Origin of the sequence: Streptomyces sp. NBC_01224 (assembly GCF_036002945.1) — a bacterium.
Lineage (GTDB): Bacteria > Actinomycetota > Actinomycetes > Streptomycetales > Streptomycetaceae > Streptomyces.
The window spans coordinates 2,330,572-2,353,960 of record NZ_CP108529.1 but is presented as its reverse complement, the minus strand read 5'-3'; the positions used below and the strand labels follow the sequence as shown (position 1 = coordinate 2,353,960).

23 protein-coding genes are annotated in these 23,389 nt (G+C 69.3%); 16 read left to right on the top strand and 7 right to left on the bottom strand.

The window, feature by feature from the left end; all coding sequences use genetic code 11:
• Nucleotides 1-19 precede the first annotated feature (19 nt).
• On the top strand, nucleotides 20-898 hold the full coding sequence (locus OG609_RS09915) for a PaaX family transcriptional regulator (protein WP_327272481.1): 879 nt from the start codon (nucleotides 20-22) through the stop codon (nucleotides 896-898).
• Between the two features lie 20 nt (nucleotides 899-918).
• On the opposite strand, the gene OG609_RS09910 is transcribed toward OG609_RS09915, so the two are convergent.
• On the bottom strand, nucleotides 919-1,695 hold the full coding sequence (locus OG609_RS09910; RefSeq protein WP_327272480.1) for a VOC family protein: 777 nt from the start codon (nucleotides 1,693-1,695) through the stop codon (nucleotides 919-921).
• 233 nt (nucleotides 1,696-1,928) lie between these two features.
• On the opposite strand from OG609_RS09910, the gene OG609_RS09905 reads away from it, so the two are divergent.
• A complete protein-coding gene (locus tag OG609_RS09905; RefSeq protein WP_327272479.1) occupies nucleotides 1,929-2,756 on the top strand; it encodes a sulfurtransferase in 828 nt (275 codons plus the stop codon).
• A gap of 171 nt (nucleotides 2,757-2,927) precedes the next feature.
• On the opposite strand, the gene sepH is transcribed toward OG609_RS09905, so the two are convergent.
• Nucleotides 2,928-3,995, bottom strand: a complete 1,068-nt coding sequence (sepH, locus tag OG609_RS09900) for a septation protein SepH (protein WP_327272478.1) — start codon at nucleotides 3,993-3,995, stop codon at nucleotides 2,928-2,930.
• A gap of 497 nt (nucleotides 3,996-4,492) precedes the next feature.
• Here sepH and OG609_RS09895 point away from each other — a divergent pair, with 497 nt between their 5' ends.
• Entirely contained in the window at nucleotides 4,493-5,446 is a 954-nt protein-coding gene (locus OG609_RS09895) for a hypothetical protein (RefSeq protein ID WP_327272477.1), read from the top strand.
• Between the two features lie 13 nt (nucleotides 5,447-5,459).
• Here OG609_RS09895 and OG609_RS09890 read toward each other — a convergent pair whose 3' ends face one another.
• Both OG609_RS09890 and OG609_RS09885 read right to left on the bottom strand, forming a co-directional pair.
• Entirely contained in the window at nucleotides 5,460-6,782 is a 1,323-nt protein-coding gene (locus OG609_RS09890; protein ID WP_327272476.1) for a D-arabinono-1,4-lactone oxidase, read from the bottom strand.
• Nucleotides 6,739-7,986 (bottom strand): MFS transporter, encoded by a 1,248-nt coding sequence (locus OG609_RS09885; RefSeq protein WP_327272475.1) that lies wholly within the window; start codon nucleotides 7,984-7,986, stop codon nucleotides 6,739-6,741. Before OG609_RS09885 ends, OG609_RS09890 begins: the two co-directional genes overlap by 44 nt.
• A gap of 154 nt (nucleotides 7,987-8,140) precedes the next feature.
• On the opposite strand from OG609_RS09885, the gene OG609_RS09880 reads away from it, so the two are divergent.
• Nucleotides 8,141-9,268, top strand: a complete 1,128-nt coding sequence (locus tag OG609_RS09880) for a ferrochelatase (RefSeq protein WP_327272474.1) — start codon at nucleotides 8,141-8,143, stop codon at nucleotides 9,266-9,268.
• Nucleotides 9,269-9,469: 201 nt separating this feature from the next.
• Nucleotides 9,470-10,288 carry an inositol monophosphatase family protein gene (locus OG609_RS09875; protein WP_327272473.1) on the top strand — a complete coding sequence of 273 codons (819 nt, stop codon included), beginning with the start codon at nucleotides 9,470-9,472 and terminating at the stop codon, nucleotides 10,286-10,288.
• Between the two features lie 82 nt (nucleotides 10,289-10,370).
• On the opposite strand, the gene OG609_RS09870 is transcribed toward OG609_RS09875, so the two are convergent.
• Nucleotides 10,371-10,544 carry a hypothetical protein gene (locus OG609_RS09870; protein ID WP_327272472.1) on the bottom strand — a complete coding sequence of 58 codons (174 nt, stop codon included), beginning with the start codon at nucleotides 10,542-10,544 and terminating at the stop codon, nucleotides 10,371-10,373.
• Nucleotides 10,545-10,917: 373 nt separating this feature from the next.
• Between OG609_RS09870 and OG609_RS09865 the strand changes: the two genes are divergently transcribed.
• From OG609_RS09865 to OG609_RS09850, 4 genes are all read left to right on the top strand, one after another.
• A complete protein-coding gene (locus OG609_RS09865) occupies nucleotides 10,918-11,571 on the top strand; it encodes a response regulator transcription factor (RefSeq protein WP_093898955.1) in 654 nt (217 codons plus the stop codon).
• Between the two features lie 6 nt (nucleotides 11,572-11,577).
• A complete protein-coding gene (locus OG609_RS09860) occupies nucleotides 11,578-12,807 on the top strand; it encodes a sensor histidine kinase (protein ID WP_327272471.1) in 1,230 nt (409 codons plus the stop codon).
• Between the two features lie 404 nt (nucleotides 12,808-13,211).
• On the top strand, nucleotides 13,212-13,508 hold the full coding sequence (locus tag OG609_RS09855; protein WP_003965732.1) for a DUF4193 domain-containing protein: 297 nt from the start codon (nucleotides 13,212-13,214) through the stop codon (nucleotides 13,506-13,508).
• Nucleotides 13,509-13,520: 12 nt separating this feature from the next.
• Nucleotides 13,521-14,483, top strand: coding sequence for a hypothetical protein (locus tag OG609_RS09850; protein WP_327272470.1), 963 nt, complete (start codon nucleotides 13,521-13,523; stop codon nucleotides 14,481-14,483).
• 99 nt (nucleotides 14,484-14,582) lie between these two features.
• Here the strand turns inward: OG609_RS09850 and OG609_RS09845 are convergent, their stop codons facing one another.
• A complete protein-coding gene (locus OG609_RS09845; protein ID WP_093898958.1) occupies nucleotides 14,583-15,038 on the bottom strand; it encodes a DUF3093 domain-containing protein in 456 nt (151 codons plus the stop codon).
• 58 nt (nucleotides 15,039-15,096) lie between these two features.
• On the opposite strand from OG609_RS09845, the gene OG609_RS09840 reads away from it, so the two are divergent.
• The 7 genes from OG609_RS09840 to OG609_RS09810 all read left to right on the top strand — a co-directional run bounded on the left by OG609_RS09840 (nucleotide 15,097) and on the right by OG609_RS09810 (nucleotide 21,895).
• Complete coding sequence (locus tag OG609_RS09840) at nucleotides 15,097-15,681, top strand: PaaI family thioesterase (RefSeq protein ID WP_327272469.1); 585 nt, start codon at nucleotides 15,097-15,099, stop codon at nucleotides 15,679-15,681.
• Nucleotides 15,681-16,214, top strand: coding sequence for a dUTP diphosphatase (dut, locus tag OG609_RS09835; RefSeq protein WP_093898960.1), 534 nt, complete (start codon nucleotides 15,681-15,683; stop codon nucleotides 16,212-16,214). Before OG609_RS09840 ends, dut begins: the two co-directional genes overlap by 1 nt.
• 1 nt (nucleotide 16,215) lies before the next feature.
• Nucleotides 16,216-16,989: a DUF3710 domain-containing protein gene (locus OG609_RS09830; protein WP_093898961.1), complete on the top strand. Its 774-nt coding sequence runs from the start codon at nucleotides 16,216-16,218 to the stop codon at nucleotides 16,987-16,989.
• Between the two features lie 346 nt (nucleotides 16,990-17,335).
• Nucleotides 17,336-17,425, top strand: a complete 90-nt coding sequence (kdpF, locus tag OG609_RS09825) for a K(+)-transporting ATPase subunit F (protein ID WP_327272468.1) — start codon at nucleotides 17,336-17,338, stop codon at nucleotides 17,423-17,425.
• 7 nt (nucleotides 17,426-17,432) lie between these two features.
• Complete coding sequence (gene kdpA / locus OG609_RS09820) at nucleotides 17,433-19,097, top strand: potassium-transporting ATPase subunit KdpA (protein ID WP_327272467.1); 1,665 nt, start codon at nucleotides 17,433-17,435, stop codon at nucleotides 19,095-19,097.
• On the top strand, nucleotides 19,094-21,220 hold the full coding sequence (kdpB, locus tag OG609_RS09815) for a potassium-transporting ATPase subunit KdpB (protein ID WP_327272466.1): 2,127 nt from the start codon (nucleotides 19,094-19,096) through the stop codon (nucleotides 21,218-21,220). The genes kdpA and kdpB overlap by 4 nt, the downstream gene beginning before the upstream one ends.
• 6 nt (nucleotides 21,221-21,226) lie before the next feature.
• Nucleotides 21,227-21,895 carry a potassium-transporting ATPase subunit C gene (locus OG609_RS09810; protein WP_327272465.1) on the top strand — a complete coding sequence of 223 codons (669 nt, stop codon included), beginning with the start codon at nucleotides 21,227-21,229 and terminating at the stop codon, nucleotides 21,893-21,895.
• A gap of 61 nt (nucleotides 21,896-21,956) precedes the next feature.
• On the opposite strand, the gene OG609_RS09805 is transcribed toward OG609_RS09810, so the two are convergent.
• Nucleotides 21,957-23,387: a M1 family metallopeptidase gene (locus OG609_RS09805; protein ID WP_327272464.1), complete on the bottom strand. Its 1,431-nt coding sequence runs from the start codon at nucleotides 23,385-23,387 to the stop codon at nucleotides 21,957-21,959.
• Nucleotides 23,388-23,389 lie beyond the last annotated feature (2 nt).

Sequence of the window (23,389 nt, the reverse complement as noted above, 5' to 3'; positions counted from 1 at the left end):
GGATGCTTAGGATGACGCTGTGAACACGGTGAGCGGAAAAGAGGCCGAGTCCGAATCGGGCCCGCTGGGCAAGGTGCAGCCGAGGCAGCTGATCGTGACGGTCTACGGGCTGTACGCGCGCGACACCGAAGGCTGGATGTCCGTGGCCTCGCTGATCCAGCTGCTCGCCGACCTCGGCGTCGAGGGGCCGACCGTGCGGTCCTCGGTCTCCCGGCTGAAGCGCGCCGGACTACTCGAAGCCGAATCGGTCTCCGGAGCTGCCGGATACCGGATCTCACCCGAGACCGAGCGGATTCTGCGCGACGGCGATCCGCGGATCTTCGCGGCCCGGCGGGCCACCGCGGACGAGGGCTGGGTGCTGGTCGTCTTCTCGGTGCCCGAGTCCGAACGTGCCAAGCGGCACACCCTGCGCACCCAGCTCACCCGGCTCGGCTTCGGTTCCGTGTCCGCCGGGGTGTGGATCGCACCGGGCCATGTGCACGACGAGGCGGAGGACATGCTGGCCCGGCACGGGCTGCGCTCGTACGCCGACCTCTTCCGGGCCGACTATCTGTCGGTGGGCGGGGGCACGGACGGGAGCGGGGATCTTGCGGCGAAAGTGCGCTCCTGGTGGGACACCGTCCGGCTGCAGCAGCTGTACGTCGAATTCCTCGCGGTGCACCGTCCGGTCGCCCAGCGGATCGCGAGCGGAAGTCCGGTGACGGACCGCGAGGCGTTCACGACGTACATCAGGGTCCTCACCGACTGGCGCCGGCTCGTCTACCTCGACCCCGGTGTCGCGCGTGAACTGCTGCCAGCCGAGTGGAGCGGAACCGAGGCTTCCGAGCTCTTCGACGAGTTGCACGCCCAGCTGGCCGGCCCCGCCCATCGGCATGTCGAACGGGTCCGGGCCGGCTGACCGCCCTCGCAGCCGGCGGCTCAGCGAGCGGCCGTCCGTACGATTGTGAACACCGCACCCTCCGGATCGGCCACGGTCGCCACCCTGCCGCTCGACCCCTCCCGGACCGGCTGCAGGATATATCCGCCGAGCTCCACCACGCGGTGCGCGGCCGCGTCGGTGTCGGTGACCTCGAAGTACGTCATCCAGTGTGGGCCCCGGTCGCGCGGCAGGGCGTGGCCCACGCCGTGCAGCGAGGCCACCGGGCGGCCGTTCAGATGCAGGGTCTGGTAGTCGAAGTCGGCCGAGACGACCGCCTCCGCCTCGTAGCCGAAAACCGTCTGGTAGAACTTGCAGACCGTCGAGGTCTCGCTGGTCACCAGCTCGTTCCAGACCGGTGTCCCGTGGGCTCCCGCGAGCGCCGTACCGACATGCGCGGCGGCCTGCCAGATCCCGAAGACCGCGCCGCTGGGGTCGGAGGCGATGGCGAGCCGGCCCGCCTCGCCCGCGTCGAGCGGTCCGACGGCGACCGTGCCGCCGCAGGAGCGGATCATCTCCGCCGTGACATCGGCGTCGTCGGTGGCCAGATAGGTCGTCCAGGCGACCGGCAGATGGCGGTCGGGCGGCAGCTGCCCGATGCCCGCGACCACTTTCCCGTCGATCAGCGCGCGGACGTACGGACCCAGCTGGTCCGGGCCGGGCACGAACTCCCAGCCGAACAGATCGGCGTAGAAGTCCTGGGTCGTGCTCAGGCCGTGCACAATCAGACTCGCCCAGCATGGTGTTCCGGGCGTGCGCCGGGCGGCAGCCTCGGTCATCGTCACTCTCTCCTCGGACCATCGTGGTGGCCGTACGGGGGGAACGGGGCCGGTGTGCCGCCGTGCGGTACAGGATGTGTACGCCCCGTGCAGATGTTTGCACCACTCGGCGCACGATGTGCCCCGGCCGCGCCGCACTTTCCGGGATCTCGACAGAGAGAGACCGGTTTAATGCGATACGTCCGTTTCGAAGGTGTTACGGGTAGGGCGGCTCCTGCGCGAGGATGGCACCCATGAAGCCCATCATCACCGCATCCGAATGCGCGAGCGAGTCGGCGGGGCCACGTCCGCCGGTGCTCCTGGACGTACGTTGGCAGCTGGGCGGCCCGCACGGCCGTCCTGGCTACGAGGCCGGGCACATCCCCGGTGCGGTATTCGTCGATCTCGACGCGGAACTTGCCGGTCCGGCAGGCAGCGGCGGCCGTCACCCGCTGCCCGATCCGGAGGAATTCGGCGCGGTGATGCGCCGAGCAGGTGTCTCCCGGGGCACTCCCGTGGTCGTGTACGACGGCGGCCAGGGCTGGGCGGCGGCGCGCGGCTGGTGGCTGCTGCGCTGGACGGGGCACGAGGACGTCCGGGTTCTGGACGGCGGTCTCGCGGCCTGGGAGGGGGAGCTCCAGACGGAGACCCCGACCCCGGTCGAGGGTGACTTCCGGCCCGTCCCCGGTGCTCTGCCGCTGCTGGACGCGGAGAGGGCGGCGGCGCTGGCCCGCTCGGGTCTGCTGCTCGACGCGCGAGCCGCCGAACGCTACCGGGGCGATGTGGAGCCGATCGACCGGGTAGGCGGCCACATCCCAGGTGCCGTCTCGGCCCCGACCTCCGAGAACGCGGGGGACGACGGCCGATTCCTGCCCGCCGAATCGCTGGCGGCCCGCTTCGAGAAACTCGGTGTCGGCCGGTCGCCGGAGGTGGGCGTCTACTGCGGCTCCGGTGTCTCCGCCGCCCATGAGGTGCTGGCCCTGGCCGTTGCCGGGATCCCTGCGGCGCTGTACGCGGGCTCCTGGTCCGAGTGGTCCGGTGACGAGTCCCGTCCGGTCGCAAAGGGCCCCGACCCCCAGTGACGGAGCGCGCACCGGCCCGAGGGCAAGGAACCGCCTCAACGGGTTCGGTACGCGCACGGCACGAGCGGCGCACGCGGTACGAGGGACGTTATGCGACACGAGGCTCGCATGCCGCACGAGGGCCCGTACGCAGCGGCGTACGGGCCCTCGTCATGCTGCGGTCACCCCGCCTCAGTCCTGCTTCTTCCGGCGTGTACCGAAGACGATCTCGTCCCAGCTCGGCACGGCGGCCCGGCGGCCCGGTCGGACGCCGTCCGCCTCGGCCTGGCGGTCCGTCGTCCCGGTCAGCCGGTCGCGATGGCCGGCCACCGCTCGCGGCATGAGCACATCCGCGTAGGCGGAACCGGCGCCTGCGGAGGCTGCCGCGGCCGGCGGCTCATCGGCCTCCGGCTCCTGCGCGGCAGGCTCGATGGCCGGAGGCTCGGGCGGTGCGGGCCGTTCCGGCACCACCATGTCGCCGCGGAAGCTCGGCACCGCCTCCAGCAGGCTGGTCAGCGAATCGCGCTCGCCGGCCGAGATGCCGCCGATGTGTTCCTCCGGCTCGGGCACGGGTGCCGGCGCCGTGGGGCGCTCCATCTGGCGGTCCAGGGCGCGGTCCAGCGGCCGGTCGCGGGGCAGCCGGGCGATCCGCGGTACGAACGGGAAGCTTGGTTCGGGCGCGGCGACGTCGTCGGTCTCGCCGATCAGCGAACGCGCCTCGTCGTCCACGGCCTGGACCAGCCGGCGCGGCGGGTCGTACGTCCAGCTCGCCGAGTGCGGCTCGCCCGCGACCCGGTAGACCAGCAGGACTTCCCAGGTGCCGTCGTCACGGCGCCAGGAGTCCCACTGGACGGTCTCCTTGTCGGCGCCGCGCAGCAGCAGTCGCTCCTGCACCGCCTCGCCGAGCTGGGGGCCGGTGTTCTCGCCGGGACGGCGCACAGGAGTCTTCCGGGCCCGCTCGGCCATGAAGGCGCGCTCCGCGAGCACGGGGCCCTCGAAGCGGCGGACACGGTCGACCGGAATCCCGGCGAACTGAGCTACCTCCTCCGCGGAGGCACCGGCTCGTATCCGGGCCTGGATGTCGCGGGGGCGGAGGTGGCTCTCCACCTCGATCTCGATCTGGCCGAGCCGCGCGCGGTCGTTGCGCACGGCGGCTCGCAACCGCTCGTCGATCGGAAGCGTGTACTCCGTGCTGTCCGCAGCCTTGAGCACCAGTCGTGTGCCGTCGTTGGAGACGGCCACGACACGCAGTTCGGGCATGGGGACCTCCCGGGTGGTGCCTGCCGACGTCACGTGCGTCGCTGCTTCCGCTAGTCGAGTGTGGCCTGCCCGGGTGCAGCCTGCCACAACATTGCCGTGTTGCCCGGCGTGTCGGGCGTGAGCCCTTGATCGCCGGTATGACACGGTGACCTATTGTGCAACACAAAGTGACCGTTGGTCGCCTCGCGTAGCCAGTCTCCGTGCGATGCCGTGGCGCCGCCGGATCGAGTGCCTCCTTCGGCCCCCTCCCGAAGATCCCGGACACCCGTGTGGGAGTCCGGCCCCAGGGCTCGCCACAGTACTCCATTCGGGCCATGTGGGTGGACCGCCGCGCCGCCGAAGTTCTCGTGAGGTGCGGGAGTTGAGCTACCCGGCAGGGTGCGGGACGACCTTCATGCGTGTCCTGCTTCACAAAATCTCCCGAAGCGGAACTATTCACTTCGCTCAAATGTCCCTTCCTGTTGCATGGTGGGAGAGATGTCAATCAAGGGCTGGAAATGGTGCAGAAGCCAGAAAGTGACATAGAGCCCAAAGAAAGGCGTATAGATCTGAGCCTGCCGCAGGTGGCGGGCAGTGCCGTGGCAGCAGTCGCGGCAGCGGTGGCGGCCTCCCAACTGGGCGTGTACGGAACGATCCTCGGTGCCGGGGTGATGAGCGTCGTCGCCACGTGCGGCGGTTCGGTCTTCCAGCACTTCTTCCGCCGCACGGGGGAGCAGATCCGCGAGGTCACGGTCCAGGTGAAGCACCCGGGCCGCGAGGTGACCGTACATACGCGTGAGACGGGTGGTGCGCGCGTCGCGGCGACCGTGCAGCGCGAGACGGACGCCACGACCGTACTGCGCAACGTGGCAGACGATCCGGACCGTACGCAGCTGCTGAGGCCGCTCGACGGGACCCAGTTGCTCACCAGGGGGCGCCCGGTCCCGGACGAGGAGTTCTCCGAAGCCACCACCCACGGCACCCGCATCCGCGGCTGGAAGCGCTCGGCGCTCGGGGCGGTCGTGGTCTTCGCCGTGACCATGGCCGGCATCACCACGTTCGAACTGGTCTCCGGCAACGGCCTGAGCGGTGGCACAGGAACGACCGTCGGCTCCGTCGTACGCGGCGGGGAGCGGAGCTCCGGGTCGAGCGACCCGGCACCGGCCACCGGCACCGACCCCGGTCAGGGGCGGACCCCGGGCCAGGAGAGCGGCGTGACGCCCGGTACGGATTCGCAGGGAGGACAGAGCCGGAACCCGGACTCCGGTCAGGGCGAGGGCTCCTCGGCCGATCCGACGCCCAGCCCCAAGCCGTCCGACAACACCGGTGGCCAGACGAATCCGTCCCCGGCGACCACCCCCTCCCCGGCAGCGCCCGGCGGCGGCAGCACAGTCGGCCCGGACCCGTCGGGTGCGGGCGACGCCCCGGCGCAGGGCGACCGCCCCACCACCGGCACGGATACCGCGCAGTGAACGGCCGCGACGCTCAGTCGCCCAGCACCCGGCGCAGGTAGTCGTTGCCGAAGAGGCGGTCCGGGTCCAGCCGGTCGCGTACGGCGGTGAACTCGCCGAACCGTGGGTACACCCCGGCGAGGTACTCGGCGTCGCGGGTGTTGACCTTGCCCCAGTGCGGGCGGCCGGCGTGGGCGGTCATGATCCGCTCGACGGCAGTGAAGTACGCCTGGTAGGGCGTGCCCTTGTACAGATGGACGGCGATGTACGCGCTCTGACGGCCCGAGGCCGTGGAGAGCGCGATGTCGTCCGCGGGGGCGGTACGGACCTCCACCGGGAAGCTGATCCGCAGGGGTGAACGCTCGACCATCGCCTTGACCTCGCGCAGCGCCTCCACGACGGCCTCGCGCGGCAGCGCGTACTCCATCTCCACGAAGCGGACCCGGCGTGGGCTGGTGAAGACCTTGTACGGGATGTCGGTGTACGTACGGGCCGACAGGGCGCGGCTGGAGAGCTTGGCGATCGACGGAATGGCGGCGGGGACCGCCCGGCCGAGCGAACAGGCCACCTGGAAGATCCCGTTGGAGAGGAGCTCGTCCTCGATCCAGCCGCTGACCTTTCCGGGCGGGGCGGCGGGGCCCGCGCTGCGGTTGTTGCGCTTGGTGTTGCAGTTGCCGGTGTGCGGGAACCAGTAGAACTCGAAGTGTTCGTTCTCGGCGACCAGCTCGTCGAAGTCGTCCGTGACCCGGTCGAAGCTCATCGGCTCCTCACGGGCCGTCAACAGGAAGACCGGCTCCACGGCGAAGGTGATCGCTGTGACGACACCCAGGGCGCCGAGCCCGATCCGGGCGACGGCGAAGATGTCGGCGTTCTCCTTCTCCGAACAGGTCAGCACTGTGCCGTCGGCCGTCACCAGTTCGAGGGCACGGATCTGCGCGGATATGGATGCCGAGTCGCGACCGGTGCCATGGGTGCCGGTCGAGGTGGCGCCGGCGACCGTCTGCTCCATGATGTCGCCCATGTTGGTGAGCGACAGGCCCTCCCGCGCCAGGGCGGTGTTCAGCCGCTTCAGCGGGGTGCCCGCCTCGACGGTCACCGTCATCGCCTTGCGGTCGATCTCCCGGATGCCGGTGAGCAGATCCGGACGGATCAGCACACCGTCGGTGGCCGCCGTCGCGGTGAAGGAGTGCCCGGTGCCCACCGGCTTCACCCTCAGACCGTCCTCGGACGCGCGGCGCAGCACCTCGGCGAGCTCCGCCACGGAGGCGGGGGACACGGCCCGTACCGGACGGGCGCTGACGTTCCCCGCCCAGTTACGCCACGCGCTCGTCGTCGTCCGTGCGTCGGTGTCGGTCATCTTCCCCGCGCCCTTCCGTAGGAACCGGCCCGCTGAGCCGGCGATACCCCAGGAACGCCACCGCGGCCGCGAGCGCTCCCGCCACGGCGGGCACCGCGTACCCCGCCTCGGCTCCGGACGCGTCGACCACCCAGCCGGCGGCCGATGAGCCGAGTGCCACACCGACGGCGAGCCCGGTGCTGGTCCAGGTCATGCCCTCGGTCAGTTCGGTGCGCGGTACGTGTTGCTCGACGAGGGCCATGGTGGTGACCATCGTCGGTGCGATGGCGAGGCCCGCGACAAAGAGCGCCACGGCCAGAAACGGGAGGTTCCCGGCCAGTTGGAGGGGGATCATACTCACGGCCATCGCACACACACCCACCAGCCACCGGGTGGACGGCTTCCCCTTGAGGTGCAGCAGACCGAAGACCGCTCCGGCCAGGCAGGACCCCAGCGCGTACACGGCCAGCACGAGGCTCGCCGCGGCCTTGTGACCCTGCTCCTCGGCGAAGGCCACCGTCACCACGTCGACCGCCCCGAAGATCGCACCGGTCGCCACGAACGTGACCACGAGCACCTGGAGGCCCCGCGAGCGCAGCGCGGAACCGCCGGTGTGCTGCTCGCGCGGATGCGGCACCGGCTCGGTGGCGCGCTGGGCGGTCAGCCAGAAGACACCGACCAGCAGGAACCCTGCGGCGAGAAGCGGCCCCGCCTCGGGGAACCAGGCGGTGGACAGACCGATCGAGATGATCGGCCCGAAGATGAAGCACACCTCGTCGACGATCGACTCCCACGAGTACGCGGTGTGCAGCTGCCGCGGTGAACCGCGGTAGATCTCCGCCCAGCGGGCCCGGATCATCGAACCCACGCTGGGGACGCAGCCGGCGCCCGCCGCGAAGACGAAGAGCGTCCAGTCCGCCAGCCGCTGCTGCGCGCAGATCAGGAGACCGGCCACCGCCGCCAGCGCGACCAGGGTGGCGGGACGCAGGACGCGGCGCTGCCCGTGCCGGTCGACGAGCCGGGAGATCAGTGGCCCGATCACCGCCGCCGACATCGCCAGCGTCGCGGAGAGCGCGCCCGCGAGCCCGTAACGGCCGGTGAGCTGGGAAACCATGGTGACCACACCGATGCCCATCATGGACAGCGGCATCCGGCCGAGGAATCCGGCCGCCGAGAACCCCTTGGTGCCGGGGGCGGCGAAAATCGCGCGGTAGGGACTGGGCAAAGGAGGGCTCCGGAACAGCGTGATCACACGCGCTTGTAATGCGTGAACGTAGCCGATACAGCCTACGGTTCGGGTGGTCCGTCCGACACCGGGGTGGGCCCGGGAGCCGATGTCGGTGAAAGCGCTGTCCGAGACGAGTGGCAGGATCGATGCCATGTCCGATCTGCGCGATCCCGCTCCCTATGACGCCCTGCTGCTGCTCTCCTTCGGCGGCCCCGAAGGCCCTGACGACGTGGTCCCGTTCCTGGCGAACGTGACCCGTGGCCGTGGCATCCCCGAGGAGCGGCTGAAGGAAGTCGGCAAGCACTACTTCCTGTTCGGTGGCGTCAGCCCGATCAATGCCCACAACAGGGCCCTGCTGGAGGCCCTGCGCAAGGACTTCGCGGAGCACGGACTCGATCTGCCGGTGTACTGGGGCAACCGCAACTGGGCGCCGTACCTCACCGACACCCTGCGTGAGATGACCGCGGACGGACACCGCCGCATCGCAGTCCTCGCCACCAGCGCATACGCCTCCTACTCCGGCTGCCGGCAGTACCGCGAGAACCTCGCGGAGTCGCTGGCCGCCCTGGAGGCCGAGGGGCTGCGGGTGCCCCGGGTCGACAAGCTCCGGCACTACTTCAACCATCCCGGGTTCGTACGGCCCATGGTGGACGGCGTCCTCGCCTCCCTGGCCGACCTCCCCGAGGACGTACGGACGGGGGCGCACCTCGCCTTCACCACGCACTCCATCCCCATCTCCGCCGCCGACGCCTCGGGCCCCGTGGAGGAGCACGGCGACGGCGGCGCCTATCTCGCCGAACACCTCGACGTCGCCCGCCTGATCATCGACGCGGTGCGCGAGGAGACCGGCGTCGAGTACCCCTGGCAGCTCGTCTACCAGTCGCGCAGCGGCGCCCCGCACATCCCGTGGCTGGAGCCCGACATCTGCGACCACCTGGAGATGTTGCACGACGAAGGCGTCCCCGCCGTGGTGATGGCCCCCATCGGTTTCGTCTCGGACCACATGGAAGTGCTGTACGACCTCGACACGGAGGCCACCGCGAAGGCCGCCGAACTCGGCCTTCCGGTGCGCAGGTCCGCGACGGTGGGCGCCGACCCGCGCTTCGCCGCGGCCGTGCGCGAACTGGTGCTGGAGCGCGCCGCCACCGAGCAGGGACGCATCGCGCGGCGGTGTGCGCTCGGCGCGCTCGGCCCGAGCCATGATCTCTGCCCGGTCGGCTGCTGCCCCGCCCGGGCCCTCAAGCCAGCCGCTGCGGGCGCCGACAGCCCATACGCCTAACGACCTCGCCCACGATTGGCAGTGGGAGAAGGGGCGGCGTCCGGGGCCTTCGAATCCAAGGCGGAGGAGGGAGTCGACGCGGAGCGTCGGCGACTGACGACAACGCCGGAGGCGGAGGTCCCGGACACCGCGACGCCGCTGACAATCGCGGGCGAGGTCGTAAGAAGCCCCTGCCATACGCCTAGAGACCCCTGGAGCGCCGTGACCGACCCGAGCCTGTCCGAACTGCTCGACCTCGCCCTGGAGGCCGCCCGCCGTGCCGGTGCGCTGCTGCGCGACGGCCGCCCGGCCGATCTGGGGGTGGCCGCGACCAAGTCCAGCCCGATCGACGTCGTCACCGAGATGGACATCGCCGCCGAGAAGCTGATCACCGGCTTCCTCACCGAGCGCCGTCCCCAGGACGGCTTCCTCGGCGAGGAAGGGGCGAACGCGGAGGGCAGCAGCGGTATCCGCTGGGTCATCGACCCGCTCGACGGCACCGTGAACTACCTGTACGGACTGCCGACCTGGGCCGTCTCCATCGCCGCTGAACGGGACGGCGAGCGGGTCGTGGGCGTGGTGGAGGCCCCGATGCGCCGTGAGACGTACCAGGCGGTGCTCGGCGGCGGTGCATACGCGAAGGGTGGTGCGTACGGCGAAGGCACCGCGCTGCGCTGCCGGCCCGCGCCGCCGCTCGACCAGGCGCTCGTCTCGACCGGCTTCAACTACGTCAGCCACGTCCGTACGCACCAGGCGGACGTGGCCCAGAAGCTGATCCCGCGGCTGCGTGACATCCGGCGCAGCGGCTCCGCCGCCGTGGACCTCTGCGATGTGGCATCCGGCCGCCTCGACGGCTACTACGAGCGCGGGCTCCACCCGTGGGATCTGGCGGCCGGTGACCTCATCGCCCGCGAGGCGGGCGCCCGCACCGGCGGCCGTCCCGGGCTGCCCGCCGACGGTGATCTGACGGTCGCCGCGACGCCGGGTGTCTTCGAGCCGCTGCAGGGCCTCCTGGAGGAGTTCGGAGCCTGGCACGACTAGAACCGAGGTCGACCGGGTCCTTCCGGCACGTGAGAAAGGCCCCTGACGCCGGTTGCGGCATCAGGGGCCCTTCTCGCGTGACTCAGATGCTGGTGGCGCCGATTTCGACGCCGTGCTCGGCGGCGAGGCGGTGCAGGTCGTCCAGCTCGCCCTGCTCGACATCCGCGAGGAAGTCGTCGCCCGTCTCCCGAGCTTTCGTGAGGTCGGACTCGGTGGTCTTGATTCGTTGCAGCAGACCTGCGGTGAAAGCGTCCATAATGCGCCCCCTCATCGTGGGTCGGTGGCACGGGGGTGTGCCCGGGTTTCCCTCCGCACGGAGGCGGTAGGGCGGGTGATCACGCGCTCTCCGGGGACGGAGTGGCCTGTGGCACGCCACATTCAAGGCGTGATCGCGGGTGTGAATGCGTCCTCCCCAGCCCGAAGCTCAGAGAAACCTCAACTGGCCCGGAAATCCGGTGTATTCCCCGGAGCTCCAGGTCGGCCAGCGCCGTCTTACCGCCGGTTTATACGCGTTGCGGGCAGGATGGAGCCGCACAGACCAGTACCGATGAGCGGTCCGGATCACGGACCGTGGTCACATCGGGACGTTCTGAAGTCACCTACTGAAGTTTCTAAGGAAGGACAGCGCCGTGCGCGTACTCGTCGTGGAGGACGAGCAGCTGCTCGCCGATGCGGTGGCCACCGGATTGCGCCGTGAGGCCATGGCCGTCGATGTCGTGTACGACGGTGCGGCGGCCGTGGAGCGCATCGAGGTCAACGACTACGACGTCGTGGTGCTGGACCGGGACCTCCCCCTGGTGCACGGCGACGACGTCTGCAGGCGGATCGTCGAACTGGGCATGCCCACCCGGGTGCTCATGCTCACCGCGTCGGGGGACGTCAGCGACCGGGTGGAGGGGCTGGAGCTGGGCGCCGACGACTATCTGCCCAAGCCGTTCGCCTTCAGCGAGCTCACCGCGCGGGTCAGGGCGCTGGGCCGGCGTACGACGGTGGCGCTGCCGCCCGTCCTGGAGCGCGCCGGAATCAAGCTCGACCCCAACCGCCGCGAGGTCTTCCGGGGTGAGGCCGAGATCCAGCTCGCGCCGAAGGAATTTGCCGTGCTGGAGGTCCTGATGCGCAGCGAGGGCGCGGTCGTCTCGGCCGAGCAGCTGCTGGAGAAGGCCTGGGACGAGAACACCGACCCGTTCACCAATGTCGTCCGGGTGACCGTCATGACACTGCGCCGCAAACTCGGCGAACCGCCGGTGATCGTCACCGTGCCCGGCTCCGGCTACCGGATCTGACGGCCGATGCCCACCGTCCCCGCGCCGCCGACGGCGCCCCCGAAGCCCACCTGGGAGCCCAAACAGCAGGAGCCGCCCTACTGGCTGCGCCCGACCATCCGGATACGGCTCACGCTGCTGTACGGCGGCATGTTCCTGATCGCGGGCATCCTGCTCCTCTCGATCATCTACATGCTGGCCGCCCAGGCCCTCCAAGTCGGCAGCGAGCTGCCGTTCAAGATCGTGAACGGCCAGGTCGCCAGTGACGTGTGCAACTTCCACGGCATTACCACGCCCGACGCCGCCAACGCGGCCATGAACACCTGCGTCAACCATCAGCGCCAGCAGGCGCTGGACACGCTGCTGAACCGGTCGCTGCTGGCCCTGGTCGGCCTCAGCGTCATCGCCTTCGCCTTCGGCTATGCCATGGCGGGCCGGGTGCTCTTCCCGCTGGGCCGGATCACCCGCACGGCCCGCCAGGTGGCCGGAACCGATCTGTCCCGCCGGATCGAGCTGGACGGCCCGGACGACGAGCTGAAGGAGCTCGCCGACACCTTCGACGAGATGCTCGACCGTCTGGAGCGCGCCTTCACCGCCCAGCAGCGGTTCGTCGGAAACGCGTCGCACGAGCTGCGAACCCCGCTCGCGATCAACCGCACGCTGCTGGAGGTCCATCTCTCCGACCCCCAGGCCCCGCCGGAGCTGAAGCAGCTCGGCAAGACTTTGCTGGCCACCAATGAGCGCAGTGAGCAGCTTGTCGAGGGCCTGCTGCTGCTCGCCCGCAGCGACAATCAGATCGTCGAGCGTAAACCGGTCGACCTTGCCGAGGTGGCCTCGCGCGCGATCGACCAGACGCGCGGCGAGGCCGAGGAGCGGGGCGTGGAGATCCGTGGTGAGCGGGCCCTGGCAGTCGTCCAGGGCAACGGCGTCCTGCTGGAGCGGATCGCGCTGAACCTCGTACAGAACGCTGTGCGCTACAACGTCCCGGAGGGGGGCTGGGCGGAGGTCACCACAGAGCTCCAGTCCGGCCAGGCCTTGCTGGTGGTCTCGAACACGGGCCCAGTGGTGCCTGCGTATGAGATCGAGAACCTCTTCGAGCCCTTCAGGCGGCTGCGTACGGAGCGAACAGGCAGCGACAAGGGGGTCGGGCTCGGCCTGTCGATCGCGCGGTCCGTGGCGCGCGCTCACGGCGGCCGTATCGTCGCGGAGCCCCGCGAGGGCGGTGGTCTTGTGATGCGCGTCTCACTGCCGGCCTGAGAGGCCGGGCGCGGCGATTCGTGCTCAAATTATTTTGTTCGCTTTGAGCGGAATTTTCGGGACCTGTGCCCGAAGTTGCCGTGTGTGATCGATCACAGGTGCGAATTTCTCGATGTCAACGCTCCGTGATCAGGGCCATCACCGGAAAGCCCGCAAAAGTAGGGGTTTTCGGGGTTCGATATCACGGGAAGTACACGGGGTGGCGCCCGTGAAGCGCGAGACCGGGACCGTGTACGGTCCCCATCGCCACCCAAGTCGACCACTCCCGAGCGGTCCTTTTGGGTGTCGATTGAGTAACAGACCTTGATGTGAGGCAAAATCTCCGCCTCAGGTCGGGCACAAGTCCGGCCTCTCACGCGTTACGTGCGCTGAGACACCGCAGACACCCAGAGGGGGAGAGCGACATGGCAACGGATTACGACACCCCACGCAAGACCGATGACGACGTCGACCAGGACAGCCTTGAAGAGCTCAAGGCTCGCCGGAGCGACAAGACGGCGTCCGCCGTCGACGTCGACGAGTTCGACGCGGCCGAGGGACTGGAGCTGCCCGGAGCAGACCTGTCCAACGAAGAGCTGGCCGTAAGGGTCCTGCCCAAGCAAGCCGACGAGTTCACGTGCATGAGCTGCTTCCTCGTGCACCACAGGAGCCAGTTGGCGCGCGAGAAGAACGGCCAGCCGATCTGCCGCGACTGCGACTAGGTCGAACCGACCGTGGCAGGCGACACACCGTTCCGGAAGCGACGCTTGCGGCGCAAGAGGTCGTCGGAGGCGAATCAGGGCGGCACAGGCCCGGCAGAAGGCGTAGCAGCGCCTGCTGAGCGGTCCGCCCTGCCACCCTCCTCGGGTGAGCGGGACGACGAGCGGGGCCGGTCGGCCTCGCTCGAAGCAGTCACGGCAGTCGAAGGAGTTGAAGGAGTCGACACGGCCGATGGGGCCGGACAGGTCGACAGGACGGAGTCCGTGACCGGGGCAGGCCGTCTGAGTTCAGTGAAACGGGGAGTACGCAAGGGTGGGGAGAGCGCAAAGGCAGCGATCGGTCATGTCGCCGACCTGATCATCGAGACCGCTCCCCGCATCCCTGTGCGCGATCTTGCGACCCTGCGCAAGCAGTTCCCGGGTCTCGGGCCCGAGGAGCTCGCCGACAAGCTCATCGCAGGCGCGAGCAAGGCGTCGGCCACCGTCGGTGCCGGAATCGGCGCGGCGGCCATGATGCCCGTACCGCCCGCCATGCTCGCCGAGCTGGCGGCGGAGATCACCGGTGTGGCCGCGATCGAGATGAAGCTCGTCGCCGAGCTGCACGAGGTCTACGGGCTGCGCCCGCCGGGCGGGCTCACCCAGCGTTCCACCGCCTACCTCACGTCCTGGACGGAGGAGCGCGGTATCGATGTCACCCACCCCGCGACGGTCGATGCGGCGCTGGGCGGCCAGATGAAACGGGAGCTGCGCCAGCAGATCACCAAGCGCATGGTGCGCAATCTGCCGAACCTCGTTCCGTTCATGCTCGGCGCCGCCGTAGGCGCGATGATGAACCGGCGCGACACCAGAAAGCTTGCCGAACGGGTCAGGAGGGACCTGCGCAAGCGCCGGATCCCCTGGGACCGGCTTCCGGAGCTGCCTCCGCTGGAGCGGCAGGAGGTCCTACGCAAGGACCTCCCGGGCGAGCTGGAGAGCTAGGGCGTCCAGGCGCCCGACGGGGCACGTCCCCGCCCGACAGGGCCTGTGGGGCCCGAGAGGGCCCGCGAGGAGTCCTCCCGGAGGGGAGAACTTCCGAAGTCAGGCCCGCACCGCGCTGAGTGCTGCGACCAGGGCCTGCGGCTCGCGGGTCGACAGATAGACGTACGGAGTGGGGTCCTGCGGGTCGGTGACCTCCACCCGGACCGCCGTCGGGATGTAGCTGCGCAGCAGCATGAACGCGCGGGTGTCCGCCTTGTACGAGCGCCACGCGCGCGCCTCCTCCGCCTCCAGCACCTCGGCCTCACCGAGCGCCGTCACCGGAATCCGTGCGTCGCCGGCCACCAGGGCGCCCGCGACCACCCGGATCCTGGCAGAACCGTAAGAGCTCACCGCGACCGCCGACAGGGCCGTTCCGCCCGCCAGGCCCGCCAGCAGGGGCAGGGTGCCGAGCGGCAGCAGCATCAGGGCACAGGCGATGCCGACCAGGAAGGCGATGAGCCACCACGAACGGGGCGCGGTCAGACGTTCGTCGAAAGGCGGGGTGGAAGGCTGCATGAACCCAAGCTTGGCACGGCGCGACCTGCGGGTGGCCGCGCGGGTAAGGTCTGCGCCTGTGAGTGGAACATCTGTGGCTCTGAAGCCCCCGGCCGATGCGGTGAAACCGGTCCGGCACCCCGAAGCCCCGGCCCCCGGCGAACTCCTCGGCGCGCACTACGATCACTGTTTCGGGTGCGGCGAAGGACAGCCGCACGGGCTGCACCTCCAGGCGCGGGCCGGCGAGGGTGTCAGGATCACCGCCGAGTTCACCGTGAAGGCTGCCCACCAGGGCGCCCCGGGGCTGGCCCACGGTGGCGTCCTGGCCACCGCGCTGGACGAGACGCTCGGCTCGTTGAACTGGCTGCTGCGGGTGATCGCGGTGACCGGGCGGCTGGAGACCGACTTCGTGCGCCCGGTTCCCGTGGATACCGTGCTGCACCTGGACGCCGAGGTCACCGCGGTGCACGGCCGGAAGATCTACTCCCGGGCGACCGGCCGGATCGGCGGTCAGGACGGCCCGGTGGCGGTCCGCGCCGAGGCCCTCTTCATCGAGGTCAAGGTCGATCACTTCATCGAGAACGGCCGCCCGGCCGAGATCCAGGCAGCGATGGCCGACCCGGACCGGACCAAGCGCGTCCGTGCGTTCGAGGTGAATCCCTGATGCGTCACCCCGTAGACGTACTTATTCGCCGTGTCGACCCGGACGTTCCGATTCCGGCCTACGGACACCCGGGCGACGCCGGGGTCGATCTGGTGACCACCGAGGCCGCCGAACTTGCCCCGGGCGAGCGCGCTGTGCTGCCCACCGGGGTGTCGATCGCGCTGCCCGACGGATACGCCGCGTTCGTGCACCCGCGGTCCGGCCTCGCCGCGCGCTGCGGAGTCGCTCTTGTGAATGCCCCGGGGACGGTTGATGCCGGGTACCGTGGAGAGATCAAGGTGATCGTCATCAATCTCGACCCGCGCGAGCCCGTGCGGTTCGAGCGGTTCGACCGGATTGCCCAACTGGTCGTCCAGCAGGTCGAGAAGGTGCGCTTCCACGAGGTGGCGGAGCTACCCGGCTCGGCCCGCGGTGAGGGAGGCTTCGGATCCACCGGAGGCCATGCCTCCGGCGATGTTGATGGCGTCAGGGGCGGGATTACCCAGGGCGGGAACAGCTACGCTTCGGTCGTACCCGACCGGGAAGGACAGTGACGTGTTCGGACGTCGCAAGAAGAGTGGTTCCGCCGAGGACGTGGCGGACGAAGCGCGCGAGGCCGAGCAGGTCGTCGACGAGCTCGATGACGCCGATGGAGCCGACAGCGGCTCGCGTCGGGTGAATCTCCCGCCGGCGCCGCGGCCGGACGGACCGTGGGACATCACCGAGGTCTCCCAGCCCGGCGAGGGCCGTGTCGACCTGGGTGGCATCTTCGTGCCCGGTGTCGAGGGCATGGAGCTGCGCGTCGAGGTGGCCGGTGACGCGATCGTCGCCGCGACCGTGGTGCTGCGCGACAGCGCCATCCAGCTGCAGGCCTTCGCCGCCCCCAAGAAGGAGGGCATCTGGGGCGAGGTCCGCGAGGAGATCGCCTCCGGCATCACCCAGCAGGGCGGGATCATCGACGAGGTCGAGGGTCCGCTGGGCTGGGAGCTGCGTGCCCAGGTCCCCGTACAGCTCCCGGACGGGACGAACGGCGTGCAGCTGGTGCGCTTCGTCGGCGTCGACGGGCCGCGCTGGTTCCTGCGCGGCGTGATCTCCGGCCAGGGTGCCGTGCAGCCGGAGGCCGCAGGGCTGCTGGAGACGATTTTCCGGGACACCGTGGTCGTCCGTGGCGAGGGCCCGATGGCGCCGCGCGACCCGATCGTCCTCAAGCTCCCCGACGACGCCCAGATGGTGCCCGAGGGCGTTCAGCAGGAGAACCAGGAGGGCTCGAAGTTCTCCGGTGGCATGGGCCAGCTCCAGCGTGGACCCGAGATCACCGAGGTGCGCTGAGCTGATACGGGCAGCCGCCCGGCACAGCTGAAGGCCGGTGGGCCGTACCCCTCCCCAGGGGGTACGGCCCACCGGCCTTTCTGCGCGCCCAGGGCGGGCTCCGGGGCGCACGACAGGGGCGCGTATGGAGCGCGTATAGGGCACGTATGTGCACCGTCAAGGGCTCGCCCTTCCCCGTATGGAAGCCATCAACGCAGGCCAGGACGGCTGTGACGCGAGGTTTGCTCATGAGGTCCGAGAATCCGTATCTCATCTAGGAGCACACGATGGCCGATGTGGCCTTCGTCGTCACCACGATCGCGGTGTTCGCGTTGGTGGCTCTCGTCGCCAGGGGGGTGGCGAAGCTGTGACTGCCGAGAACATTGTCGGTCTGATCGTGGCCGTTGCCCTGTTGGGCTATCTCATCCTCGCCCTTCTGTACCCGGAGAGGTTCTGAGCCCGATATGAGCCCCGTCCTCGCTGGTGTGCTCCAGCTGCTCGCGCTCGTTGTGGCGCTGGGTCTGGCGTACCGTCCGCTCGGTGACTACATGGCCGGCGTCTACTCCTCGAAGAAGCACCTCCGGGTCGAGAAGTGGATGTACAAGGCCATCGGCGCCAATCCGAACACGGAGATGCGCTGGCCCGCCTATCTGCGTGGGGTGCTCGCGTTTTCCGCGGTGAGCGTCCTCTTCCTCTATCTGCTGCAGCGGCTCCAGGGCAGTCTGCCCGGCTCGCTCGGCTTTGTCTCGATCGACCCGGATCAGGCGTTCAACACGGCGGCGTCGTTCGTCGCGAACACCAACTGGCAGTCGTACTACGGCGAGCAGGCGATGGGCCATGTCGTACAGACCGGCGGCCTGGCGGTGCAGAACTTCGTCTCGGCCGCCGTCGGTATCGCGGTCGCGGTGGCGCTGGTACGCGGTTTCGCCCGCTCCCGCACGGGTGAGCTGGGCAACTTCTGGGCCGACCTGGTGCGCGGCACCGTACGGATCCTGCTGCCGATCTCGGTGATCGGTGCGGTCCTCCTCGTCGCCTGCGGCGCCATCCAGAACTTCTCCGGCATCCATGAGGTCGGGCAGTTCATGGGCGGCTCGCAGCAGTGGAACGGTGGCGCGGTCGCCTCCCAGGAGGCCATCAAGGAGCTGGGCACCAACGGCGGCGGCTACTTCAACGCCAATGCGTCCCACCCGTTCGAGAACCCCAACGGGCTCTCCAACCTCCTTGAGATCTTCCTGATCCTGGTCATTCCGTTCGCGCTGACCCGCACGTTCGGCCGGATGGTCGGTTCGCTGAAGCAGGGCTACGCGATTCTGGCGACGATGGGCGTCATCTGGCTCGGGTTCACCGCGCTGATGATGTGGACCGAATTCGCCCACCACGGGCCCGCGTTCGACATTGCGGGCGGGGCGATGGAGGGCAAGGAGACCCGGTTCGGGATCGGCGGCTCTTCGATCTTCGCGGTGGCCACGACGCTGACGTCGACCGGTGCGGTGAACTCCTTCCACTCCTCGTTCACCGGTTTCGGTGGCGGGATCACGATGCTGGGCATGCAGCTGGGCGAGATCGCTCCCGGTGGTACGGGCTCGGGCCTGTACGGCATGCTGATCATGGCGATCATCGCGGTGTTCATCGCCGGTCTGATGGTCGGCCGCACCCCGGAGTATCTGGGCAAGAAGATCGGTACCCGGGAGATCAAGTTCGCGGCCTGCTACATCCTGATCACGCCGACTCTGGTGCTGTGCTTCACTGCCGCGGCGATGGCCCTGCCCACCCCGCCCCACTCGATGACCAACACCGGCGCTCACGGATTCTCCGAGATTCTGTACGCCTACACCTCGGGTGCGAACAACAACGGTTCGGCGTTCGCCGGGCTGAACGCGGACACGCAGTGGTTCAACACCACCATCGGGCTGGCGATGCTGCTGGGCCGGTTCCTGCCGATGGTGTTCGTGCTGGCGCTGGCCGGCTCGCTCGCCGAGCAGAAGCCCGTACCGGCGACCGTGGGAACCCTGGGCACGCACAAGCCGCTGTTCAGCGGACTGCTGGTCGGCACGATCCTGATCATCACCGGGCTGACCTACTTCCCGGCACTCGCGCTGGGACCGCTGGCCGAAGGGCTGGCGTCATGACCACTCGTCTGAAGCAAGAGGACTCGATGTCCACTGTCACGCCCACCCGGGCACCGCATCAGGACGCGCCCACGGGCCACCAGAGCGAAGGACGCGTCGGCGGGGGCCTGTTCGACCCCAAGCAGCTGCTCAAGTCCTTCCCGGACGCGGTACGCAAACTGGACCCACGGGTGATGGTCAAGTCACCTGTGATGTTCGTGGTGCTGATCGGCTCGGTGCTCACCACCGTGCTCGCGGTGCTGGATCCGGGCGACTGGTTCGGCTGGGCGATCGCGGTCTGGCTGTGGCTCACGACGATCTTCGCCAACCTGGCGGAGGCGGTCGCCGAGGGGCGCGGCAAGGCGCAGGCCGACACGCTGCGCAAGGCCAAGACCGACACCGTCGCCCGGCGGCTGACCGGCGTGAACGAGGAGCGGGTGCCGGGGACCGAGCTGCGTATCGGTGATCTGGTGGTCTGCGAGGCCGGTGACATCATTCCCGGTGACGGGGATGTCGTCGAGGGTGTCGCGAGTGTGGACGAGTCGGCGATCACGGGCGAGTCGGCGCCGGTCATCCGGGAGTCGGGCGGTGACCGCTCGGCCGTCACCGGGGGTACGAAGGTGCTCTCCGACCGGGTCGTCATCAAGATCACCACGAAGCCGGGTGAGACGTTCATCGACCGGATGATCGCCCTGGTCGAGGGCGCCGCCCGGCAGAAGACACCCAACGAGATCGCGCTGAACATCCTCCTGGCGTCCCTCACCATCGTCTTCCTGCTCGCCGTCGTCACTCTGCAGCCCTTCGCGATCTACGCGGGCCAGAAGCAGTCGATGATCGTGCTGACCGCCCTGCTGGTCTGCCTGATCCCGACGACCATCGGTGCGCTGCTCTCGGCGATCGGTATCGCCGGTATGGACCGGCTGGTGCAGCGCAACGTCCTTGCCATGTCGGGGCGTGCTGTTGAGGCCGCGGGGGATGTCTCGACCCTGCTCCTCGACAAGACCGGCACCATCACGCTCGGCAACCGCCAAGCCGCCGAATTCCTCCCGGTCAAGGGCACGACCGAGGCCGAACTGGCGGACGCCGCCCAGCTGTCCTCACTGGCCGACGAGACTCCCGAGGGGCGTTCCGTCGTCGTGCTCGCCAAGGAGAAGTACGGGCTGCGCGAACGACACCAGGGCGAACTGCGGCACGCCGAGTGGGTCGCGTTCACCGCCCAGACCCGCATGTCGGGTGTGGATGTCGACGGACGCAAGGTCCGCAAGGGCGCGACCGGTTCGGTCGTCGCCTGGGTGAAGGAGCGCGGCGGCAGCGTCTCGCAGGACGCGCAGGCACTCACCGACCGGATCTCCCAGGCCGGCGGCACACCGCTGCTGGTCGCCATGGAGGACGAGCACGGCGCCCGGGTCCTGGGTGTCATCCACCTCAAGGACGTCGTCAAGGAAGGCATGCGGGAGCGGTTCGACGAGCTGCGCCGCATGGGCATCAAGACGGTCATGATCACCGGGGACAACCCGCTGACCGCGAAGGCAATCGCCGAGGAGGCGGGAGTCGACGACTTCCTCGCCGAGGCCACGCCCGAGGACAAGATGGCCCTCATCAAGCGGGAGCAGGCCGGCGGCAAGCTCGTCGCGATGACCGGTGACGGCACCAACGACGCCCCTGCGCTGGCCCAGGCGGACGTCGGCGTGGCCATGAACACCGGTACCTCGGCCGCGAAAGAGGCCGGGAACATGGTGGACCTGGACTCCAACCCCACCAAGCTGATCGAGATCGTCGAGATCGGCAAGCAGCTCCTCATCACCCGCGGAGCCCTGACCACCTTCTCGATAGCCAACGACGTCGCGAAGTACTTCGCGATCATCCCGGCAATGTTCGCGGTGGCCTACCCCAGCCTGGACAAGCTCAACATCATGCAGCTGTCCTCTCCCCAGTCCGCGATCCTGTCCGCGGTCGTGTTCAACGCGCTGATCATCATCGCGCTCGTGCCGCTCGCCCTGAAGGGCGTGCGCTACCGGCCCAGCAGCGCCGACTCGATGCTCCGACGCAACCTCGGGATCTACGGACTGGGCGGCCTGGTCGCCCCGTTCATCGGCATCAAGATCATCGACCTGATCATCTCCCACATCCCCGGAATCGGCTGACCTGCCATGAACAACTCCGTAGGAAACACCGCCCGGCTGCTCTGGGCCGGACTGCGCGCCCTGCTCGTCCTCACCGTCGTGTGCGGCGTCATCTACCCGCTCGCCGTCACCGCTGTCGCCCAGGGCATCTTCCCCGACAAGGCCAACGGCTCCGAGATCAGCTCCAACGGCAAGGTCGTCGGCTCCGAACTCATCGGCCAGCGCTACGACCTGCCGCTGAAGAAGGGACAGGAAACCGCGGCCCCGGACCTCAAGTGGTTCCAGCCACGCCCCTCCAACGGACTCGGCACCAACAGCGTCAACACCCAGTACAAACTGATCCTCTCCGGCGCGACCAACCGCTCCGGCGACAACAAGGAACTCATCGACTGGGTCACCGCCGCCAAGGCCGCCGTCGTCAAGGACAACTCCGTCCCCGGCCACCCCGTCAACCCCGCAGATGTGCCCGCCGACGCCGTCACCTCCTCGGGCTCCGGCCTCGACCCCGCCATCTCCCCGGCATACGCACAGCTCCAGGTACGCCGCGTCGCCGAGCGCAACCACCTCGACGCCGCCCAGGTCGAGAAGCTCGTCGAGCAGCACACCGACGGCCGGATCCTCGGCTTCGTCGGAGAACCCAGGGTCAACGTCCTCCAGCTCAACATCGCACTCAAGCAGCTGGTGAACGGGGCTTGAGGGCACTGAGGCCGGCCGTGGTGGCCGGCCTCAGGCCGTTGGGGCCCCGTTGCACGCCGGTTCAGTGGGCCGGCGTGCCCAGGCTGCCCGGATAGAGGTACTTCTCCGGCGGAATCACCGTGCCGTCGACCCACGCCCCGAAGAACCCCTTGAGGTCCTTGCCCGAGACCCTCGTCGCCAGCACCTCGAACTGCCGGAACGAGGCGTTGCCGTACGCGTGGTCGCGGGTCCAGGTCCTGAGCGTCCGGAAGAACGCGTCGTCACCGACCGTGCGCCGTAGGGCGTGCAGCATCAGGGAACCCTTGAAGTACAGCGCGGGAGCCAACTCCTTGCCCTGGCCCGGGTCATAGAGCTTGGTGGACCAGAACGAAGGGTCGTCCCTGCTGTCCTCGACCTCGGATCGGTAGTAGTCCTTGTCGAGATCGGCGCCCTTGTGCTCCTCCCACAACTGCCCGGCGTACTGGGCGAAGCACTCCGCGACGCAGCCGTCCCGCCAGTCCTCGAACGACACGCTGTCGCCGAACCACTGGTGGGTGTTCTCGTGGACCACCGAGGCGTCGAAGAGCATCGCGCCGTACGTGGGGCGGCTCTGCGTCTCCAGGGCGATGGGGCCGCCGGTGGGCTCCTTCGTGGCGCCGACGACGATGGCGCCTGCCGAGGAGAAGGGGTACGGGCCGAACTTCGCGGTCAGGAAGTCCAGAATCTCCGTCTGCTCGGCCTCCGCGTCCGGGTCGATGACGGCGTCCGGGCTGTATGCCGTGATGACCGGTGTTCCGGCGGCCGTCTTTCCCCGGTGGACGGTGAACCTGTCGATGGCGACGGTGCTGAGGTACGTCGCCAGCGGCTTGTCCTCGAACCAGCGGAAGGTCTTTCTGCCGTCCTTGACGGTGGCCGGGCCGGGCAGGCCGTTGCCGATGACCGTCCAGCCGTCGGGCACCGTCGCGGTGAGGGCGAAGGTGGCCTTGTCGGACGGGTGGTCGTTGGCGGGATACCAGGAGGTCGCGGCATGCGGTTCGCCCGCCACGTACGCGCCGCCGCTCTTCAGCGTGTGCCAGCCCTCGGCGTCGGGCTTGCCCGCGTACTTCACCCGGACCGCGAACGTCGTGCCCTGCACGACCGGGCGGGCCGGGGTGATGACCAGCTCATGGGCCCCGGACCGGGAGAACGCCTTCACCGGGGTGCCGTCCACCGTGACCGATGCCACGGTGAAGCCTTTGAGGTCCAGGCTGAAGCGGTCCAGGCCGGTCAGGGCGCGGGCGGTGACGGTGGTGTCGCCGTCCAGGTGGTCGGTGCGCGCCGGATCGTAGGCGATACGGACGTCGTAGCGGGAGACGTCGTAGCCGGAGTTGCCGTCGTCGGGGAAGTACGGATCACCGACGCCCGGACCGCCGATGGCGGCCGAGGCGGGGAGAATGGTCAGGACGGTGCCGCTCACCACCGCGGCCACGAGGGCGGCAGCGGTTCTGCGGCGTCGGTTCAGCAGTCTGCGCATGT

What these genes read in the sequence shown, in the direction of transcription:
- OG609_RS09910 (WP_327272480.1), bottom strand. Translation starts at nt 1,695, where the DNA reads ATGACCGAGGCTGCCGCCCGGCGCACGCCCGGAACACCATGCTGGGCG.
- OG609_RS09905 (WP_327272479.1), top strand. Translation starts at nt 1,929, where the DNA reads ATGAAGCCCATCATCACCGCATCCGAATGCGCGAGCGAGTCGGCGGGG.
- sepH (WP_327272478.1), bottom strand. Translation starts at nt 3,995, where the DNA reads ATGCCCGAACTGCGTGTCGTGGCCGTCTCCAACGACGGCACACGACTG.
- OG609_RS09895 (WP_327272477.1), top strand. Translation starts at nt 4,493, where the DNA reads ATGGTGCAGAAGCCAGAAAGTGACATAGAGCCCAAAGAAAGGCGTATA.
- OG609_RS09890 (WP_327272476.1), bottom strand. Translation starts at nt 6,782, where the DNA reads ATGACCGACACCGACGCACGGACGACGACGAGCGCGTGGCGTAACTGG.
- OG609_RS09880 (WP_327272474.1), top strand. Translation starts at nt 8,141, where the DNA reads ATGTCCGATCTGCGCGATCCCGCTCCCTATGACGCCCTGCTGCTGCTC.
- OG609_RS09870 (WP_327272472.1), bottom strand. Translation starts at nt 10,544, where the DNA reads ATGGACGCTTTCACCGCAGGTCTGCTGCAACGAATCAAGACCACCGAG.
- OG609_RS09860 (WP_327272471.1), top strand. Translation starts at nt 11,578, where the DNA reads ATGCCCACCGTCCCCGCGCCGCCGACGGCGCCCCCGAAGCCCACCTGG.
- OG609_RS09855 (WP_003965732.1), top strand. Translation starts at nt 13,212, where the DNA reads ATGGCAACGGATTACGACACCCCACGCAAGACCGATGACGACGTCGAC.
- OG609_RS09845 (WP_093898958.1), bottom strand. Translation starts at nt 15,038, where the DNA reads ATGCAGCCTTCCACCCCGCCTTTCGACGAACGTCTGACCGCGCCCCGT.
- dut (WP_093898960.1), top strand. Translation starts at nt 15,681, where the DNA reads ATGCGTCACCCCGTAGACGTACTTATTCGCCGTGTCGACCCGGACGTT.
- kdpA (WP_327272467.1), top strand. Translation starts at nt 17,433, where the DNA reads ATGAGCCCCGTCCTCGCTGGTGTGCTCCAGCTGCTCGCGCTCGTTGTG.
- kdpB (WP_327272466.1), top strand. Translation starts at nt 19,094, where the DNA reads ATGACCACTCGTCTGAAGCAAGAGGACTCGATGTCCACTGTCACGCCC.
- OG609_RS09810 (WP_327272465.1), top strand. Translation starts at nt 21,227, where the DNA reads ATGAACAACTCCGTAGGAAACACCGCCCGGCTGCTCTGGGCCGGACTG.
- OG609_RS09805 (WP_327272464.1), bottom strand. Translation starts at nt 23,387, where the DNA reads ATGCGCAGACTGCTGAACCGACGCCGCAGAACCGCTGCCGCCCTCGTG.